This window comes from Beijerinckia mobilis (assembly GCF_000745425.1).
Lineage (GTDB): Bacteria > Pseudomonadota > Alphaproteobacteria > Rhizobiales > Beijerinckiaceae > Beijerinckia > Beijerinckia mobilis.
In genome coordinates this window covers 1-19330 of the sequence record NZ_JQJH01000017.1, presented here as the reverse complement: position 1 = coordinate 19330, position 19330 = coordinate 1, and the positions used below count along the sequence as shown (strand labels likewise).

General features: G+C 57.4%; 15 protein-coding genes and 2 pseudogenes. 13 read left to right on the top strand and 4 right to left on the bottom strand.

Annotation, left to right across the window (positions count from 1 at the left end):
* Positions 1-187: 187 nt before the first annotated feature.
* The gene (locus DL88_RS13175) at positions 188-1198 is read left to right on the top strand and encodes a LacI family DNA-binding transcriptional regulator (protein WP_034996844.1); all 1011 of its coding nucleotides are present in this window, start codon (positions 188-190) and stop codon (positions 1196-1198) included.
* A gap of 117 nt (positions 1199-1315) precedes the next feature.
* Here the strand turns inward: DL88_RS13175 and DL88_RS13170 are convergent, their stop codons facing one another.
* Positions 1316-2497, bottom strand: coding sequence for a Gfo/Idh/MocA family protein (locus tag DL88_RS13170; RefSeq protein ID WP_034996842.1), 1182 nt, complete (start codon positions 2495-2497; stop codon positions 1316-1318).
* 496 nt (positions 2498-2993) lie between these two features.
* On the opposite strand from DL88_RS13170, the gene DL88_RS13165 reads away from it, so the two are divergent.
* From DL88_RS13165 to DL88_RS13135, 7 genes and pseudogenes are all read left to right on the top strand, one after another.
* Positions 2994-3995, top strand: a complete 1002-nt coding sequence (locus DL88_RS13165; RefSeq protein ID WP_034996838.1) for a LacI family DNA-binding transcriptional regulator — start codon at positions 2994-2996, stop codon at positions 3993-3995.
* A gap of 175 nt (positions 3996-4170) precedes the next feature.
* Entirely contained in the window at positions 4171-5205 is a 1035-nt protein-coding gene (locus DL88_RS13160) for a sterol desaturase family protein (protein WP_034996833.1), read from the top strand.
* Complete coding sequence (locus DL88_RS13155) at positions 5202-5513, top strand: MocE family 2Fe-2S type ferredoxin (protein ID WP_034996830.1); 312 nt, start codon at positions 5202-5204, stop codon at positions 5511-5513. Before DL88_RS13160 ends, DL88_RS13155 begins: the two co-directional genes overlap by 4 nt.
* A 78-nt stretch (positions 5514-5591) precedes the next feature.
* Positions 5592-6536, top strand: a complete 945-nt coding sequence (locus DL88_RS13150) for a substrate-binding domain-containing protein (protein WP_034996828.1) — start codon at positions 5592-5594, stop codon at positions 6534-6536.
* Between the two features lie 63 nt (positions 6537-6599).
* A complete protein-coding gene (locus DL88_RS13145) occupies positions 6600-7805 on the top strand; it encodes an NAD(P)/FAD-dependent oxidoreductase (RefSeq protein WP_034996823.1) in 1206 nt (401 codons plus the stop codon).
* Positions 7802-8665 carry a sugar phosphate isomerase/epimerase family protein gene (locus DL88_RS13140; protein ID WP_051955967.1) on the top strand — a complete coding sequence of 288 codons (864 nt, stop codon included), beginning with the start codon at positions 7802-7804 and terminating at the stop codon, positions 8663-8665. The genes DL88_RS13145 and DL88_RS13140 overlap by 4 nt, the downstream gene beginning before the upstream one ends.
* A gap of 92 nt (positions 8666-8757) precedes the next feature.
* A pseudogene (locus DL88_RS13135) lies at positions 8758-9278 on the top strand (IS5 family transposase); the annotation flags it as partial.
* Between the two features lie 355 nt (positions 9279-9633).
* On the opposite strand, the gene DL88_RS13130 reads toward DL88_RS13135, so the two are convergent.
* The 3 genes and pseudogenes from DL88_RS13130 to DL88_RS13120 all read right to left on the bottom strand — a co-directional run.
* Positions 9634-12669: a protein kinase domain-containing protein gene (locus DL88_RS13130; RefSeq protein WP_084705178.1), complete on the bottom strand. Its 3036-nt coding sequence runs from the start codon at positions 12667-12669 to the stop codon at positions 9634-9636.
* Entirely contained in the window at positions 12666-13898 is a 1233-nt protein-coding gene (locus DL88_RS19470; protein ID WP_051955966.1) for an alpha/beta fold hydrolase, read from the bottom strand. The genes DL88_RS13130 and DL88_RS19470 overlap by 4 nt, the downstream gene beginning before the upstream one ends.
* Before the next feature lie 359 nt (positions 13899-14257).
* A pseudogene (locus DL88_RS13120) lies at positions 14258-14890 on the bottom strand (tyrosine-type recombinase/integrase); the annotation flags it as partial.
* Positions 14891-15474: 584 nt separating this feature from the next.
* Between DL88_RS13120 and DL88_RS13110 the strand changes: the two are divergent.
* From DL88_RS13110 to DL88_RS13090, 5 genes are all read left to right on the top strand, one after another.
* Positions 15475-15798 carry a toxin-antitoxin system TumE family protein gene (locus tag DL88_RS13110; protein WP_156971095.1) on the top strand — a complete coding sequence of 108 codons (324 nt, stop codon included), beginning with the start codon at positions 15475-15477 and terminating at the stop codon, positions 15796-15798.
* Positions 15791-17359 (top strand): HVO_A0114 family putative DNA-binding protein, encoded by a 1569-nt coding sequence (locus tag DL88_RS19465; RefSeq protein WP_051955965.1) that lies wholly within the window; start codon positions 15791-15793, stop codon positions 17357-17359. Before DL88_RS13110 ends, DL88_RS19465 begins: the two co-directional genes overlap by 8 nt.
* A 545-nt stretch (positions 17360-17904) precedes the next feature.
* Positions 17905-18150: a type II toxin-antitoxin system Phd/YefM family antitoxin gene (locus tag DL88_RS13100; RefSeq protein WP_034996815.1), complete on the top strand. Its 246-nt coding sequence runs from the start codon at positions 17905-17907 to the stop codon at positions 18148-18150.
* A gap of 1 nt (position 18151) precedes the next feature.
* Positions 18152-18559, top strand: coding sequence for a type II toxin-antitoxin system VapC family toxin (locus DL88_RS13095; RefSeq protein WP_051955964.1), 408 nt, complete (start codon positions 18152-18154; stop codon positions 18557-18559).
* Between the two features lie 521 nt (positions 18560-19080).
* A partial coding sequence (locus DL88_RS13090; protein WP_034996808.1) for a transposase occupies positions 19081-19330 on the top strand: 250 nt, incomplete at its 3' end.

Sequence of the window (19330 nt, the reverse complement as noted above, 5' to 3'; positions counted from 1 at the left end):
ACGGGGCTCGGCCCAGACGGGTTTCCTCCATCCCAACCGTAGGTTCGCCGTGTGTGGCAGCAATTTTTATTGCGTCAACATCATAAGGCGATTGATTTATTGCGTGCAATACCGTCATGATAGTTTCTATCAGAACACTCACCGTCCTTGGCAGACGGTGATGCAAGAACTATCAGGGAGGCCACCCATGGGAAGGCCGCGTATTGCCGATGTCGCGGAACGAGCGGGCGTCGGGATCGCCACGGTTGATCGGGTGCTTAACCGACGGGCGCCTGTTCGCGACGAGACCATGCAGAAGGTTCTCGCCGCGGCAGAAGCGCTCGGATACCACAATAGCAGTCTGCTCCGCCGGCGGATGGAAGAGACCCGGCCGCAAAAGAGGCTCGGTGTTTTGCTACAACGGCGCAGCGAGCCTTTCTATCAGGGATTTGCCGGCCTTCTCACGCAGGCGGCGCGCAGCCAACAGGCCCGCATGAGGATTGAATTCTGTCCGGACCTCGCGCCTGCCACCGTGAGTAATCGCATCACCGACCTCGCCAAGGGCTGTGATGCGATCGCTGTGGTGGCCGCTGATCATCCGCGCATCGGCGTGACGGTTGAGGCTCTTGCCACGCGGATGCCGGTCTTCACGCTGCTGTCTGATCTCAGCACCGAAGCACGGACGGCTTTCTTCGGGGTTGACCACCACAAAGCCGGCCGGCTCGCGGCATGGAGCATAGCCCGGCTGGCGCGGCGTCCTGGCCCGGTGGTGGTTATGATGGGCAGTCGCCGATATCTCGGGCACGAGGAGACGGAGATCGCGTTTACGGAATTTTTCCGGCAATCGGCGCCGGATTTCGAGGTTCTCCCGCCTCTCATCAGTCTGGAGGATGCTCATATGGCCAGGGAGGGTGTCCTCGATTTGCTTGGCCGGCGGCCTGATCTGGCCGGTATCTATATCGCCTGTTCCGGCTTCTCTGGCGCCATCGCTGCCTTGCGGGAGCAGGCGGAGCCGGGCAGGGTCGTCACCGTTTCGAACGAACTGACCATCGAAACACGTGCAGGGCTCGAGAGTGGAATTCTCGATGTGGTGTTGGGCACACCCATCGACCAGATCGCTCAGGACCTTGTCGGCTGGATGACAGGTTCCTGTCCTGAAAGTGGGTCTGGGCGCAGGAATCTTTATCCAGTCTCCATGCATGTCGTGGAGAATATCTGATACGTGCGGGTTCCCGCGAAACATCGAGCCACCAAGTTGGCGCGTGACCGGTCGTGTTGGGGTGTGGCCGAAACCGATGTTTCGACCAGAGCCGGTTACTCGCGAGTCAGAGCCGGCTTATGGCAGCTCCTGCCAGGTTCCACCCGCATCGTTGCTGTCCGCGGCGGCGTGGATGAACCGCACGCCCCTTGTACCCTCCTCAATGCCAGGCAGAGCCAAGAGTCCTTCCGGCACCGGCTTACCCGCGCGGCGGGCTTCAACAGCGATGGCAATCTCGGTGTAGAGGTGGCCCCAAGCGTCCGAGAGCGACTCGCCGTGGCCACGTGGCAGCAGAACCATCCGCTCGGCCCCGGGCAGGACACCGGCCCCATGGCCCCGGACGATCACCTGCTCGGGCTGGTTCAAGGGGCGGAAGCGAAGCTGCTCGGGGTATTCCTGATCCCATTCCAGCCCGGCTTTGGTGCCGTAGACACGAAAGCGCAGCGCGCAGTAATTGCCGGGCGCGGCCTGGGTGATCCAGAGCGCTCCGGGTGCGCCGTTCTCGAAGGCGAGCTTCATGAAGGCGGTATCCTCCATTGCCTTTGGGGCGCCGCAGACATGAAAGTCAGCGCGGAGCCGACTAACGCGGAGACCGGTCACGAACTCGATCATGTTAAGTGCATGCGAGCCAATATCGCCGGTTGCCGAAGCCCGGCCGACCTTGGCCGGGTCGCGTCGCCAGGAGACTGTGCGCGAATCCGGGTCGTCCGGCTCCATGGCCCAGTCCTGAGCGTATTCGACGAGCGCTTGCCGGATCTCACCAAGTGCTCCGGCCGCCACCATCTCCCGCGCCTGGCGCGCCATCGGATGATAGGGATAAGGGTGGGTAACCGCGAAGATGACGCCGCTTTCGTTCTGCTTTGCGGCGAGCGCGTCGCAATCCTCCGGGGTCATTGCCATGGGCTTGTCGCAGATGATGTCGATGCCAGCGTCCATGAAGGCCTCGGCGATCGGCCGATGCGTCCAATTCGGCGTGCAGATCGCCACCGCCTCGATCCCGTCCGGGCGCGCCGCCTCGGCCTTCGCCATCTCATGATAGTCGGCATAGACCCGATCTTGTGCAAGCATCCAGTCGCGCCCTGAGGCTCGCGCCCGTTCCGGATCGGATGAGAGGGCACCCGCGACCATGTCCCAGCGGTTTGAGAGCCGTGCTCCGGCCCAGTGCCATTGGCCGACGAGTGCTCCCTGTCCGCCTCCGACGATACCAAGCCGCAGCCGCCGTGCGGCCTTAGGATATGTTTCCGTTCCGGTGAGACCCATATATGCCCCCTGCCTGCGTTCCTCAGATGTTCGTTCGCTGAGCCGATGGACGGCTCTTTCAAAATTTATTGCGAAAATATAATATCGGCAACATATATTGCAATAATTATATGCATAAACACACCGTGAATGCGGGGCGGGGGGCTAGCGTGCCTTGACTGTGCGGTCCACGTCGATGCAGGCACATGGTCTCAAAGTCTTCGATGATTTATCGGGCGATGGTGAGAGGCCGGAAGCTGCCTGCCTGAGCATGTTCCCTTGCTCCGGAAATGGTCACTTTCAATGCTCTGCCGACGGCTGGGGCGCGTCTTGGTGTCATGCGGTTCAACTGGATCTCGGCGTGTACGCTGGCAGATCCAATTGGGGGAGGCCAAACTTGCCATCATTACTGTCAGGTGAAAGAGTGTCATCCTCACAAACACGTTCTTGCGAGGTAGCCGTGAATAAACATAAAAACACGCTCGACCCAAATGGATACTCTTGAGGATTATTGAATATGAGCAAGACGAACTATGGAGATATTGCGCGTCTTGCCGGGGTGGGAACCGCGACAGTCGAGCGGGTTTTGAACGGACGAGGAGGCGTTCGCCCCGAACTGGTCAAAAAGGTTCTAATTGCTGCACGCACTCTGAACTACCCGCGCATACTGCCTGAGCTCCATCACGGTCTCTTGCGCCTGGAAGTGTTGATGGTTCGTCCAGACACGACGTTTTATCAACGTCTCTCTCGTGCTTTCGAGCGGATCGCGGCGACCCTTGATCCATTGGTGATTGTGCATCGCACCTTCACGGAAGAGATGAAGCCGGAAAAGATTGCGCAACACATCCTGTCCACCGACCTTCCACGGGCCGGTTTGATCCTTGCCGTGCCGAGCAATCCAGTGATCAGTGCTGCGGTCGAAAAAGTGAACGCGCAAGGATTACCAGTCGTGCACGTCGTAACGCGCGCTTCCGATCGTGCCGGAGAATTTGTAGGGATTGACAATTATGCCGCTGGACAAACGGCCGCGCTCTTCATCAGTCGAATGGCTTGTCGGACCGGGCCGGTTATTGCGATTTGCCACCCCATCTATCAAGTGCATCGCGATCGTATCCGCGGGTTTTCGGATTATTTTCATGAGCATCTCGGCGCGTCCGGCTTCGAATGGATCGGATTCGGTCGTGACGAGGAGCGTTCGAGCGCCGATCTCTTGTGGTCGGCACTGGAGATGTATCCCGATCTTGCCGGCTTCTATAATGCGGGAGGCGCTAATTCCGCCTTGATCGATGTGTTTCGTCGGCATCCACGTGGCTGCGATGTGTTCTTCGTTGGGCACGAACTGACAGAATACACGCGCATTGCCTTGCAAGACGGCACAATGGATGTGGTGCTGGATCAAGCTCCGGAGGCGCAGGCCCGGCGCGCGTTTGACCTTATCCTGCGCCGTATCGGTGTGACCGATATCGAGCCGGACAAAGCGCCCATTCGCTTCATTACCATTATGAAAGAATCGCTTTGATCTAATTAGATCAAAAATAGCTTCGGCATTCCAAGGCCCCCTTGTTAATTTCTCAGCAGGGAGAAGCGCCGGAGCCGTCGAGAGAAGCGACACCGAGTTACGCGTCTAAGGCGCTCCCCTCCACGTGACATTTGTATGGGCGCAACGACTGCCGGTCCGCCCGACGGAGAGCGCAATGGATGATCTGAAATTTGGCAAGCGCAACAAGCGCGGTGACTGGGCACCGATCCAGCCGATCGAGACGTCGCCGCTATTTGTGTTCCCGCCACGGCTCATGGCAATCCTGAAATGGTTGCCGCATTATTTCTTTCCCTGGAATGTGATTTTTGCTGCTTCCGCGGTTGCCTATTGGGTGTGGATCATTCCGCCGATGGAGATGATGCAGACGATCGGCATCGGCTGGGTTGCCAGGCTTTATGTTGTGAATGCGCTCTGCACTTTTTGCTTCTATGGCGCATTCGAGCTCCATCTTTATGTTCTGAAGCGTCAGGAAAATCGCTTCAAGTACAATGGAAAGTTTCCAGCCGGGCAGAAGAGTAAGGCATTCTGGTTCGAAAGTCAGAACATTGACAACATGCTGCGCACTTTTCTAGCGGGTGTGACGATCTGGACTGCGATCGAGGTCGTGATGCTATGGGCCTATGCTAATAGTTATGCGCCCTGGCTTACTTTCAAGGACCACCCATGGACGCTTGCCATTGTTGCGCTGATGGTGCCGATCATTCATGAATTACATTTTTTCTGCATACACAGACTCATCCATACTCCCTTTCTTTATGAGTGGGTACACTCTGTCCATCATAACTCTGTCAATCCCTCGCCCTGGTCGTCGCTGTCGATGCATCCGGTTGAGCATCTGCTTTACTTTGGAACAGCATTCTACCACCTGATCTTGCCTTCTAACCCGATCCTCATGCTCTACCAGCTCCACTACGCCGCCTTCGGAGCCATTCCGGGTCATGTCGGCTTCGACAAAGTAGAGGTCGGCGGAGACAAGCTGATCGATAGTCATGCCTATGCCCACTACCTGCACCATAAGTATTTCGAAGTGAATTACGGCGATGCCCTGATCCCCCTCGATAAGTGGTTTGGCAGCTGGCACGATGGCTCTCCAGAGGGTGAAGCCCAGATGCAGGAACGCTATCGCGAGCTGAAGGCAAAACTCGCCGCCCGCAGGGGTCGCATGGAAGTCAGGGGAGCAGCAAAATGACCTGGATCACTGCTTGCAAGATCGATGATATTGAACAGGAGAGTGTCATTCGTTTTGATCACGGTAGCCGCACCTACGCGATCTACCGTGGACCGGATGACAGTGTCTACTGCACCGCCGGCCTCTGTACACATGAGGCGATCCATCTCGCCGACGGATTGGTGATGGATTTTGAGGTGGAATGTCCCAAGCATTCCGGTGCTTTCGATTATCGCACGGGTGAGGCCTTGCGGCTTCCTGTCTGTGATAATTTGAAGACCTATCCAACCGAGGTGGTGGACGGTGTGGTACACGTGGCAATCAGCTAGGAGCGGATGACGGCAGACAGCATAAAGGGCCCTTCAAATCAATAGAATGCCCGGCAATAAATAAATGGGGAGGATACCGTGAAATCAATCTGTACGGTAGCTGTTCTGGCTAGCTTGATAGTCGGTACCGCTTCGGCCGAGACGATCGGCATCTCGATGCAGAACTTCGATGACAATTTCCAAACGTTGCTGCGCGAAGGGCTCCAAGCAAGAGCGAACCACGTGGGCGGAATACGTCTCCAGGTTGAGGATGCGCAGGCTGACATCGCGCGGCAAATCAATCAGATCAACAATTTTATTGCTGCAAAAGTAGATGCGATCATCCTAACGCTGACGGACACTTCTGTTGCCCCTGCTATTACCGCTGCGGCGCAAAAGGCGGGAACTCCGCTGGTTTATCTCAATCTCGAGCCGGACAATGTAAACCAGCTCCCCAAAAATCAAGCCTATGTCGGCTCAAAGGAAACTGATGCGGGACGCTTGGGTGCGGAGGCCGCCTGTCGATTGTTAAAGAAAAAAGGCAAAGCTGCCAATGCACAAGTCTATATATTGATGGGAGATTTGGTTCATCAAGCGTCACGGGATCGCACGTTTGCGGTTAAGGAGACATTGGCAGCGGGAGATTGCAAAGGTGTAACTATTGCGGACGAGCAATCAGCCGCCTGGATGCGCACCAACGCGATGGATGTGACCACGAACTGGATCACGGCGGGCCGTCCAATCGATGTGGTTTTCGCCAACAGTGATGAAATGGCGATCGGCGCGATTCAAGCCCTCCGGGCTGCGGGCATATCGATGGACGATGTGATTGTCGTTGGTGTCAATGCAGCACAGGAAGGCCTTGCTGCTATGGCGGCCGGTGAGCTCGACGTGACCGTATTTCAGGACGCTAAAGGGCAGGCGGCTAGCGCATTGGACGCTGCCCTTGCCCTGGCGCACGGCAAAAGCGTCGACAAGCAGGTGATGGTACCTTTTGAACTTGTCACTCCCGAGAATATGGCGAAATACAATAATCAGAACTGACCCATGGCCGATCGGCGCGTTGTTTTCACCGCTACACGCAGATGTTTTTCTCTTGGAGAGCACATGGACGGTATCATCATTATCGGTGCCGGGGAATGCGGCACACGAGCAGCATTTGCCCTACGCGAGGCGAAATATTCCGGAGCCATAACATTGATCGGGGCCGAGCCTCATCTGCCCTATGAACGGCCGCCGCTATCAAAGCCGACTGGCGATTTAGCGGAGATGAAACTGATATGTACAAGTGACGCGCTTGCGTCTGCCGGAATCGATTATCTTCAGGGATCATCGGCATCGAAGCTTGATAGCGAGACCGGAGCTGTGATCCTGAATGATGGGCGGGCGTTGACCTATGAAAAACTCCTTTTTGCCACGGGTGCGCGTCCGAGAAAACTGACGTGTCCAGGTGCCGAACTTGCGCTTGATTTCCGCACTTATGCCGACGCTGAAATGATTTTCTCCCGTATGGGAAAGGGTCTGCGTGTTGTCATCATCGGTGGTGGTTTGATCGGGATGGAACTTGCGTCGGTTCTGCGTGGAAAGGACATCACCGTCGATGTGATCGAATCTGCGCCGAAACCTCTGGGACGCGCTGTCCCGATGCGCTTCGCCGAGAAGTTATTTGCCCGACATATTGCTGAAGGTGTTGGCTTTCATCTGGGCCGAGGTGTTGCGGCAATCAACAGCTTCAGTGTCACTCTGACCGATGGCACTATGGTGCCTGCCGATCTCGTTGTCAGTGTCATCGGAGTTCTACCTGAAACGACTTTGGCGGAAGCAGCTGGATTGATGACAGGGAATGGAATCCAGACAGACATATATCTTCGCACAAATATGCCGAATATTTTCGCTGCAGGTGATTGCGCGGCGGTCGCGCAGCCCGGCGGAGGGTACATTCGTTATGAGACCTGGCGAAATGCGAGAGTCCAGGCGGAGACTGCCGCGCGGAATATGGCTGGAAGTGCGGAAGCTTTCACCACGCTCTCATGGTTCTGGTCCGATCAATATGATCTTAATCTCCAGGTGGCAGGGCTGCCACAACCAACGCATCAGTGCGTCTTGCGGTCTCTCCCGGCAGGAGAGCTCGAATTTTATCTGGATAACGGACGTCTTGTGGCTGCGGCGGCGCTTGGTAGCGGCAATAGCTTGGCCAAGGACATCAAGCTGGCAGAGAGGCTCATTGCCGCAGGGATCCATCCAGACCCCGCTGCATTGGCGGATCCGCGGGCAAACCTCAAGATGTTTTTGAAAAGCGTACGGGCTGCATGATGCAGAAGCTCCTGATTTTCCAATCGCTCTGGGCCATGGAATGGCGCCATACGGATGGCCGTGAGCGGAGCCTCGACGACAATATTGCAATGATTGTGGAGGCGGAATTCGATGGCATCAGCGCACACTACACAAACCGTCAAGATGTCCTTCGCCTGAACGAAGCTATCCGGGGAACGGGGTTGAAGATCGAGGGAGTCTGCTTTCCACGTTGCGTCGAAGATTTACGCCTGACGTTGGAGCTTGCGGCGGAATTTCCGGTGACCCACATCGATCTTCAACCCGATATCCGCCCGCGCCGGGTTGAAGATTGCCTGCCACTTCTCGATGGATGGATGCGGCTCGCCGAAGACGCTGGCATTCCCGTATTTATCGAAACCCATCGCGATCGAATGACGACGGATTTGTTCTTCACGTTGGATCTGTTGGATCGGAGGCCCGGATTGCCGCTGCTTGCTGACCTATCGCATTTTCTGGTTGGCCGTGAATTCGCTTTTCCTGTTGACGAGGAAAATAACGATATGATCCAGCGCATCATGCGCAACGCGTGGGCCTTCCATGGCAGGATCGCATCGAGGGAACAGATCCAGCTCGAAATCTCGTTCCCTCACCACCGGCCTTGGCTGAATTTGTTTCTCGAGTGGTGGGACTACGGCATGCGTAATTGGCAGCAGCGCTCTGCGCCGGATGCCGAGTTGGTTTTCACTTGCGAGCTGGGTCCGAAGCCTTACGCAATTACAGGACCGGATGGTAATGACACGACTGACAGATGGTCGGAGGCATTGTTGCTCAGGCAGATCCTTCACGATCTCTGGACGGAACTACCGGCTCGCTGTTTGTTTCGGAATGCAGATGGGTAATTGTAGCGGCTCGCAAACATCAACACGGATGATCGCAATTACCGCGGAGCTGCGCTCAGATTGTTGGGGCTGTTCCACTTTGCGTGCTGCTGGTCATCAATTCTGAAGCCGATCTTGAATGGGGGATGATCGATTCGACCATCGTGCGTGCCCACAGCCAGGCCGCTGGCGCCCATAAGGAAAAGGGGTACACATGCCCAGGGTCTTGGCCTGTCTCGCGGTGGACTGACCACGAAAATCCATGTTGCCACTGACGCCCTCGGCCTTCCCATCCGTCTGATCGGAGCGCCCGGCCAGTGCAATGACATTGCTTTCGCTCATGAGCTCGTTGATGGAATCGAGGCCGATGTGCTCCTCGCTGACAATGGCTATGATGGCCAGCCATCTCGTTGAAAAGATGGACCAACGGGATATTGAGGTCGTCATCCCGTCGAAACGGGATCGCAAATGCCCACGCGTCTATGACACCGTCCTGTACAAAGAGCGTAATCACATCGAGCGCTTTTTTGACAAGCTCAAACAGTTCCTCCGCGTCGCCACACGGTATGACAAGCTGCTCGCCAATTTCATTGGCTTTATCAAACTCGCGGCTATCGCCATATGGCTCAAATAGTTAAATCATCACCACAACCTAGCGCGACCGGGGCCGCCTTTCCAAGCACGCGATAAGCAATTGTTATCGGTAGTCACGAAACCCATGACATAAACCAGTCACCGACCAGAGTTTATCTTACCAAGTTTAATGCCCACCAAAACTGGGTAGCAAGAGGGCTTCTCAAACAAGCGGTGATCGGGCAAAAATAGAAGGGTTTTCTTGACCGGCCTTGGTTACAATCATTGTGGGCACAAGGTCGATGATTGCGATCACGCTTGCAATGATCTTGCACCTACCCAGAAATCCCGGTTGCAATCAATCTGAGCGCAGCCCCGCGATAATTGCGATCATCCGTGCTGATGTTTGCGAGCCGCTACATGTAGGCCCTGCGCCGAGGAATCATGCCATGAGCCTGAAGCTTGTTCCAGAGTTCCCGGGCACGATCGTCCTTCCCCAAAATTTGATAGGCGTTCATGAGCGTAGCGCGGGCGGCTTGGTCTCGGGGGCGCAACTCCAACACGGCTTTGATCCTCTCGATGGCGAGCGCATGATTGCCTTCGGCCATAGCCAGGAAGCCTTGTGCCGCTTGAGTGTCGGGATCATTTGGGAACAGCAATCGTAGTTGGTCGACACATCTTTGCGCATCGGTAAGGCGATCGAGGTGGATTGCCGCCTGTACCAGGGCTCGGCCGTGATCCGCACTCTCCAAGACGCCCTCGGCACCATCGAGATGCTGATCGAAAGCCTCTTCACGCGTGGCCAACGCGAAGGCCCGGCCTGTGCCGCTGTCGATGGTCACCGACATCGTGGTTAGTGCACCCACCTCTCTGATCGTTTCGCGCAGCAGCCTATCAAAGCTTTCCTGGGTGCCGTCCTGTGCGGTCCCGGCGTCGTCGAGAGGCAACTCGCTCCACCAGACTTCGAACTCCTTCGGCAGATCGATGGCGCGATCAAGGGCCTGCATGACGAACATGTCATGGATGATCCGGCGTGGAGGGCAGACCATCGCATAGCCGGCATCGGTGAAGTGGCGATTCACCCCCTCTGCCTGATCCGGCTTGAGTAGCCCGACGCCCACGAAGAGCGTCCCACCACCCAAGGATTTCGGTTTCAGATAGGCCGCCTCGAGCGCGGCGCCCCGCAGGGCATCTAGCTCTGGCGTCGCATATCGCTGTACATGGACGTGCTCGTCGCATCCAATGCAGCGATAGCGCTCACCCTCGTCTCGCTGCGTGAGCATGACGGCGCCGCAATTCGGGCATTTCGCAAACGCGTGGCGAGTGGTGCGCTGCCGCATGTTTCCTAATCCGCTGAATATCGGATTACGCACCTCGCGCATCATTTGAACGAACATCTCGACATAGTCAGGTTGTTCGGGCCCAAAATAGAAATCCTGGATCATCGTATTGTCAACGGCCGACATTCGCATCTGGAGATGTGGTCGCGTGCCCGCGCGGATTTGCGCGCGCAGCTTTTCCTGCGTGCCTTCCGGCTCTTTCTCCGTCGGTTCGGAGGTCAGACCAGGGAAAGGGGGCGACGGAAGATACTCAGGAGTGGCCACATCGGTCGCGGCCGTCGCATCTTCTGACTCGTCAATGTCGTTCAGCGACGTCCCGCCGTCCATCACCTGCTTCGCAATTCTGAGCGCCTTGCCGACCATCGCCATCGCAACCTCTTCTGAAAGATCGTTGCGCACGCTATCAAGAAGCCCCCCCACGTCGCCGGCCCTGCCAAGCAGCAGATTACAGGCCAAGGTCAAAACCAGCCACTCGGCCACATGGTAACCCAATCCATTGGCGACATTGAGCGTTTCGAGTGCGGCCTCGACCTCGTGCAGGCCCTTGATCTGGATCGACCCGAGCATGACCCGGTATCGGCCGTTACGGGGTTCCAGCCGTATAGCGTGGGCTATGGCGTCAGCGGCTTCGGCAGGTTTCTCCATCTTCACGTTGACGTCGCTCAACATGCCCCAAACCTCGGAGGACTTTGGATGTTCACGCGTGAGCCTGATCAGGATTTCTTCTGCTTTTTTGAGATCTCCCATTTCCTGAAGTGTCGTCGCGTAGTTTGCGCGCAATGCTAGCAAATTCTCTGGGGGCGCTGACTGGATGGCCTGTTCATAGAGCCGTTTTGCCTCGTCCAGCCTGCCCAGGCGTTTGAGCGACAGCCCCAATTCGCTCTGGCAAACCGCGCGGTCGGCGGGATGCTGTTGCTCAGCTAAACATCTCTCGAAGACCGCGATCGCATCGTCGTCGTGACCCGCGAGCGACAGGGCCGAGCCGCGCAGCTGAAGGAGCCGTCCTGTTAGGTCGGTCTCGGGCAACGTTTCAATGATTGCCAGCGCACCCTCGGCATCGTCTTGGCGCAGCAGCGCTTCGACGCGCATGGTGACGATCTCCGCCTCTCCCTCCGTTGCGCTTCCATATTGGCTGGCGGCCATTAGGGTTTCGACCATCTCGCCCCTGGCGAATTGATCGCCAATCCAGGCAAGCTCAAGCAACATATCGCCAGCGGTCGGAGGACGATGCGTTGGATCTTTCTGGAGGCAGTGCAACGCGAGCGCCTGCAGAGCCTCTTCGAGAGGGTTTTCCGTTGGCAAAGAGAACCGCGCCGGCTCCTGACGGTGCGCCTTCTTGAGCGCCTGCAGATCGTTCTGGAACGACGCGAAGGGTGGTGCACCGGCAAGCATCTCGTAGAGGGTAGCGCCGAGCGCATAGACGTCGCTCGCCGGTGTGGTCCGATCCTCCTCCTCCCAGCATTCGGGTGCAAGATATGCGGCGGTCCCGGTGACGGATGCCGGTCGCTTCGCCCGTGACGCAATGCGGGCCGTGCCGAAGTCCGCGAGAAAAGGGGAGTCACCGCCGATAAGTAAGATATTATCGGGCTTTATGTCCCCATGGACGAGGTTGGGGATCCGCTCGCCGCATCCCCGCAGACCCAGAGCAATCGCCAGAGCGACCGTAAACGATCGGGGCGATGGCATTCCCTTCGGATGTCGTCTGATTTCGTCGGCAAGGGTTACATTACCCTCATTGTTCGGAAGCACAGCGGGCATGACCAGATGCGGTTTCTTGTCGCAGGACGTGATGCCCATGAGAGGCAGAATGAACGGGAGACCGGAGAGGCGCATCCAGGTTCGCGCCTCGACTTCCACTGCCTGTTGCATCCCGGGATGGAAGAAGTAACGGTCGTCAAAGGTCTTGAGCGCAAATTGGGGCTCCGTCTCTTCAGCATCTTCAGAAGAACAAAGGTAGACAAGGCCCATGCCGCCCCGCTTGATCGTGTGGACCCGCAGGACGTCTCCACCGTCCATGCGCAAGAGGCGCTTGGGGCGATCTTGTATGGGCAGGTTCGAGAAAGGCCGTCCGATAAACGACCTTAACCCGCCAGATTGACGATCCTCGTTCATTCGTCGAGCTTTAGCACGTTTGAGCGACTCGGCTTGAAGGGTTCGAGGCTGCCGTATTGGGCGGCTGACCGCACCTTCTCGAAGCCAGCCTCGGTGAGGCCTCGCCGCAGTTCAGCGATGGTGGCTGCGTCGCGGTCGTTCAAGACGGCAAGCAGATAGTGCCGCTCGTCGATTTGTGTCGCGCCGTCCGCTTTGGCCAGTTTGCCGGCGGCACCGATGACCAGATCTTTCAGTGGGTCGCGGAAGCTTGGCAGGCCTCTCTCACTCTTGATCTGATGGGCAATCGTCTGATGCAACCAGCCTTCGACCTTGGCGGCTTTTCCGGTTTCTGCTTCCTCGAAGCAGGACACGGTAAACTCGCTTTGCATTGAGAACAGAACGGCGAGCCGATGGAAAGTCCGGAAAGGGACACCAGCGTCGCGGCAGCTATTGAGGCTGTCCTGGAGTCTGTCCTTGAGCTCATATTCAATCGGGAGTGACTCGCCGTCGACAAATTCCTCGATGAAGTTTACCAAGAGGCGATGCTGCAGCGCATCGGTGGAATCCGGCTTGGCGATCGAGTTATGGTCGCTGTTCGGGATCTTGATCGCCTCGCCAAAATATCTGGCACCTGAGAAGGGCTCGACCACTTGCCTATCGATAACGCCCTTCAGGAAGATGAACCTATCCTCGATCAGCTCCTTGCCGACGAGCTTCAGCGTCCCTGCCTCCTTGAGATTGATGAACTCCCGATCGAGATCCATCAGCCAGCCGTTGGTCTGGGAAAAGCGTAGCGCCTCCGCGTGCGTATGCTTCATCGCTAGGGCAAAGAGCGTGAGCACATTGGCGTATTGCGACCCCAGCGAAGGTGACGCGACCAGGAACAGTCCGATCCTGATGTTGCGAGACTGGAAATCTGTGGTGCGCGAGACGATGAGCTTGCGCGCGACGATACCGCCCATGCTATGGGCGACGAATATAATCGAGTGACAATCGAAGATTTTATCGAGCCGCATCTGCTCCTTGAGCGCATCAACGACGTCGCCGAGCCGATAGGTGCCGCTGAAGATCGTGCTTCGATAGGCGAATACGTATACGCCGCATTGTCTCGTCTCGGGCACATCCATCACGAGATCAGGCCAGAAGGCACCGCCTTCATGCCGCCAACAGGTCTCGATCGACGAGAGAACACCGTGCAGAAATATCACCACGACGCTATTTTGCGGTCGACGAAGCCATTTCCCCTTCATACTAGTCCCCCGTCATCTGGAGCGTTGTTTTTGTTTCCGCGACCTGATGAGATTCTCCGCTTTCTGAATTGGTAGGTGGGTAGCGAGATTGCAATCCTTGGCTACGCTTGAACAAGACCTATCAACCCTAGCACCCTGATCGGGGTTGGCCCTTTAGGCGGTGATCGACGTCTGGTTTCCGCCCCGAGGCGCCTGGAACCGGTCCGACGGGAAAGTCCCCAGATGCAGACATCGGAAGCGGGTTCAGCAGGAATGACGGGTTTTGGGATTGGCGATCGGCACCGTGAACGGCGACAATGAGGCGCTAAGTGGAAGTTGAATTAATTTCATTCAAGGACACTTATGATCTGATTGCAGTCCTACAGCCCAGCGGCCTTGGTGAGGTTGATCCGGAAGCGGTCGCGTCTTCTCTGGTAGCGGCGGGTCATCTCGGCACTGGCATGACCAAGCTGCTTCTGCACATGGCGTTCCTCGATCTCGGCCGAGGTGGCCAACCCCGCCTGCGGGGAATGCCCCGCAAATTTCTTCCCTCTCTCCGCTTCCGGGAGATCCGCCCGGACGCCGACAGCAAGAGCCACCCGCTTGACCAGCTCCGCGACATGGCGGTCGTTGAGCCGATCGATGCCGACCTCCTTGCCCTGACCCGTCACGCGGCGGAAGATCGGCCCATGGCCGATGCGGGCGAGTTTCAGCCAGATCTCCATGGCGTGGACAGGACAGGTGAGGGGACACGAGCCACGGCCGATCTCCACTTCCCGCCAGCCTCTCTTGCCCTTGAGCACTATCACCAGGCCTTTGGGCAGAATCTCGATCCAGCCCGTGCCATTGGCGGTCTGCTTGTCGGCGCAGTCGAGACCGGTGATTTCCGAACGGCGGAGGTCCCCGGTGAAGCTGACGAGCAGAATGGCGCGGTCGCGGATGCCGCGCAGGCCCGAGGGGTCGAGACAGCCGAGCATCGCCTTGAGATCATCGGGCAGCAGCGCCTCTTTCTGGGATCAGCTCACGAAACGGAAAAAATTGTACGTTTAAGCTTTTATTCGTGAGGTTGACCCTGAGAATTGAGCTTGGGACTTCCAAGTGGTTCAATGCCATCAATGGCGCTATATAATTGATAACATTATTTATTTTATTGCTCCAGATACTGCACGGTTTCGAGCGAGATTTTTCGCATGAAACTTGCCGATCTTCTTCTGGATTAAAGCCTACTCTCAAAAGTCGATCGTGGTCATATATTCTAATAGATTCAAACGGTTATTCGAACTCAGTCGAAAGGCCAGCCACGGTAAGCGTACAATTTTTTCCGTTTCGTGAGCTGATCCCGAGAAGCGGGCATCTCCCCGACCTGCCCAACAAGCCAATCGCGGAAGACCGCGATCGTCGCATCGCTGGCTTCCTGCGCGCTACACACGACATTACTGGCAGGATCGACGCGCCAAGGCGCAGGACGGGACGGGGCGAGTGTTACGGCATCCATGTGGATGCCGGTTGACATTGCCTTTCAATTCATATCAACTAATGATATATGTTTGGCCATCGCGACCTATCGAATCTAGTTGAGCAAGCTGGTATCTACCAGATGGTGAATGGTTGGCAGGTGGTCATCCGGGCCGACTGGGTCGATCAGACTGACCAACAGCCGCATTGTCTTGACTATGCGCTGATCCTTCAGGACGAGCGCGGCGAGCGGATTTTCGGATACGACAATGCCCACGCCTTCGACGGCGCCGCGCCCGAGGATCGCTGGGACCACGAGCACAAGGTCGGGCAGACAGGGCAACGCTACCCCTACATGTTCGTCTCGGCGGCGCAGTTGATCACAGACTTCTTCGACAAGGTCGTGAAGCACTGCGAGGCCTGCGGGGTGTCGTCGGAATTCTTTGTGGATGATGAGCATGAATAAGACCATTTCAGCTATGGCAATGCGGGACAGACTCCTCAATCACCTCAAGGCGCCGCCGAAGGCCGATGATTGGGTCCGTGTGCTGGGCGTGCCGGGACATCGCGAGGTGCTTGGGCTGATCGCACGCCATCGGCCCATGAGCATCGGCGCGCTCGCCGAGCTCGCCGGTCGCGCCCAGCCCAATGTCAGCCGGACCCTATCGGCGCTTGCGGGCGCTGGCTTGATCGAAGTCGTAGCGAGCGGACGCCGGTCGATCCCGCAGATCACCGAGGCGGGCGCCGAGCGGGCACGCGAACTCAACCTACTTAAGGAAGAGCCTGACGCTTCGGCGCGCCCGGCACCGGAGCCTGCCACGCTGTTTAGCATGGTGTTCGATGAGGACGCCGACGCGGACAGTGACGTGATCGCCGGACAGTTGACCACGTGGCTGTGGACGTCGGGCTCGCGCGAGCGAACCGCTGCACAGACCACGACGGACCTCAACGCGCTTGGACAGCGGCTGCTCGAGAACTGGTGGCGACTGCTCTACCGGCGTGATGCGCCGTTCCGCTTGTGGGACTTCTCCCTCGAGGAGCAAGCTGGTGCAGCTTACGCGCTACTCGCAACGGTATTTGGCGCGCAGATCAACCTCCAGGCACGCGGCGGCAATGGCTGGGCGCTCGATCTTGAGCGCGGGTCGAAGGTCTTCACAATCGCCGCGTTCGAGCAGTTGCTGCTTGAGGAGATCCTACATCCGATCTCCTCACGCCATTGGTTGAGCGGTCGCAGTGCACGCCCGCTCCACGCGTTGCTCCGGCGTGTCGAGGATTCGCGCAGCCAGGTGGCGGAGCGTCTGTTCTGCCGGACCGCGGGCGCCTTGGGCGTGTCTCCCTATGATCTCAACGATGTGCGTGCCGCACAAATCCGCGACCTCATCGCGCTCATCCCCGACGAGGATGCCCGCCTCGACTTCAGCTCGGCGGTCCTCGCTCACGCACTCGAGGAGGGTCAATTGTGGATGCGCCGGGAGCTTGACCGGTTCCACGAGCGCAACGCCCTGCCGGTGCTAACCCGACTGCGTGCCGAGTGCCAGAGTAACCTCAACCCTACGGTCCGGCCTTATCGCCAAGGCTACAGCATGGCCGCCGATACGCGCGCCTTGCTCAAGCTTACGGAAGACGAGCCCGTAGGCGGCGTCGATGGACTGTCGAGATTGCTGGGCGCTGGCGATCGCTTCGGCCTGAGCGTCAAGGCGCCTGGATCGCTACGTGCGTTCCAGAGCATAGACGGGGAAGTCCCGGTCATCATCGTCGAGGATGAGGGACCGCGTTCGAGCGCCTTTGTGCTGGCGCGCGGGATCGGGGACTTCATCGCCTTCGGCGATCGAGCGTCCTGCGTCGCCGATCTCTACACCGACCGGCAGGCGGTGGGACGGGCGTTCGCCGCCGAGTTCATGGCACCGCGTGACGCGGTCGTGCACATGATCGAGATGGAGGACCAACCGGTCACAGTCGTCGCCGATCATTTCGGCGTCTCGCCGTCGGTGGTGCACCTGCAATATGCGAACAGCTTCCACGGCTGATAGTACGCTGCCTCACGCAGTGAATCGCATTGCCGATTGCGAAGCGTTTTCCCCGTGGGTTGAACGGCCGCCTCGGTCAATTCCGACCCAGAAGCGGTCTGACAGGAAAGTCCCAGACCCAGCCGTTTGGGGAGCCCCAGTGTGCGAATTGCCGGTGGACGATTTGAATGGCCGGTTTCAGGAACGGCGAGCGAAGACTTCTTTGCCCGAGATGGGCGCTAAGCGGTCGTTGAGTGATGCCCCTTGAGGTCACTTTTGGCCTGACATGAGAAGCTTAGAACTTAAACTTCATCCCATCCGTCGCGCCTGTCTGTTTTGCATTGCAGCGTCGTAGTCATAGGCGGTTGGTCTGCAGGACTGAAGCCGGGGCAGGGAGGTCCCTCTCACGAACGGAAGGCCGGGCAAGATGGCAGATTCCAACAACCGCGTTGCAGGAAACACCCGATAAGCAATTGTTATCGCGTGCTTTTGGAATTAAAGATTTACGCTCTCAAACAATCTGCTATATTATGACCAGTTAGTTTAACTAGTAAGAAAGACTGTTCATGCGCGAGATTCAGGCTTCTGAGGCCAAAGCCCGCTTGTTGCAGATTCTCGACGAGGTGGAACATGGCGAAACCGTGAGTATCACCCGGCATGGACGTCCTATCGCCCGTCTCGTACCAGAGCCGGATCGTCGCCAGGAGGACATCGACAAGGCGATCAACGGCATTAAGGCGCTGCGCAAGCGCACCGGCAAGATCACCCTTGAGGAATTGCTGTCGGCTCGGCACGAAGGCCATAAATACTGATATGGCTTTCGTTCTCGATGCTTCTGTTGCCGCTTGTTGGGTGTTCGAGGATGAAGATCATCCCGCCGCTTCTCTCGCCTTAGAGCGAGTCCGCGTGGAGGAGGTGTGGGTGCCAAGCCTCTGGTGGTTTGAGGTCCGCAACATCCTGATCGTCAACGAGCGGCGCGGCCGGCTGACCGAAGCCGATACCGCCGCTTTCCTGCAAGGGTTGGCATGTCTCAGGATCGCCGTCGACCGTGCTCCAGATGAAGCCGTGGTTCTCGCGCTGGCCCGTGCATACAAACTGACTGTGTATGACGCCAGCTATTTGGAACTGGCCCAGCGTGAAAGGTTGCCGTTGGCCACGCTGGACAAAGACCTTCGCACAGCCGCGCAGGCTGCTGGCACGCGACTCGTGGAGGAACCATGAGTGAAGCTGGAGGGGTTGTTCTTCTTCCCTTTCTTCATCACATGTGCCCGCACTGGTGAGGAACCGTGCGCTGGCGCGCGTGAGGACGTCCCTTATCGTCCGATAAGTTTAGGTGGGATAACACAGCATTTCTTTAAAGATGGAGAGCAATATATTGAATTCCACAGAGAACTGACCCAGGGAAACCAGAAATCAACAGTCAGTTCATTCGGCGTCCACCAGTACATCGCGCGGCACAGTGGCCGTTACACATGCAAATATTGCGGGCACACTTTATCAAGCGCCTCGGCAGGGTCTTGCAATAAGAGCCCGAACAGGAAACACGAGTATATATGATGGGATATGACTGCCAATTTAATTTCGCCGTCATCAATGGGCGATGAATGCAAGAGATGGGCGGAGTTAAAAAATGCCACGATCAAATACTGAAATTAGGTCCTGTTGACGAATAGGATTCCCAAGTTGCGAAGGTTCTGATTCAAAGTCGCTTTCAGAAGGAGGCGACTTTGATTCGTGGGCTGATGTCGGATGAAGAATGGGCCTGTCTTGAGCCGTTCGTGACGCGGCGCGGGCCGCATAGCGGGCGACGTGCGAAGGACCATCGCCTTGTTCTTGATGGTATTTTCTGGATTTCCCGCACGGGCGTGCAATGGCGCGATTTGCACGAGCATTTCGGCAAATGGTCATCAGTTTATCGCCAGTTTCGGCGCTGGACGCTGGCTGGATTGTGGGAAACGCTGCTCGAAGCCTTGAATGAGACCGAAGGTGTCG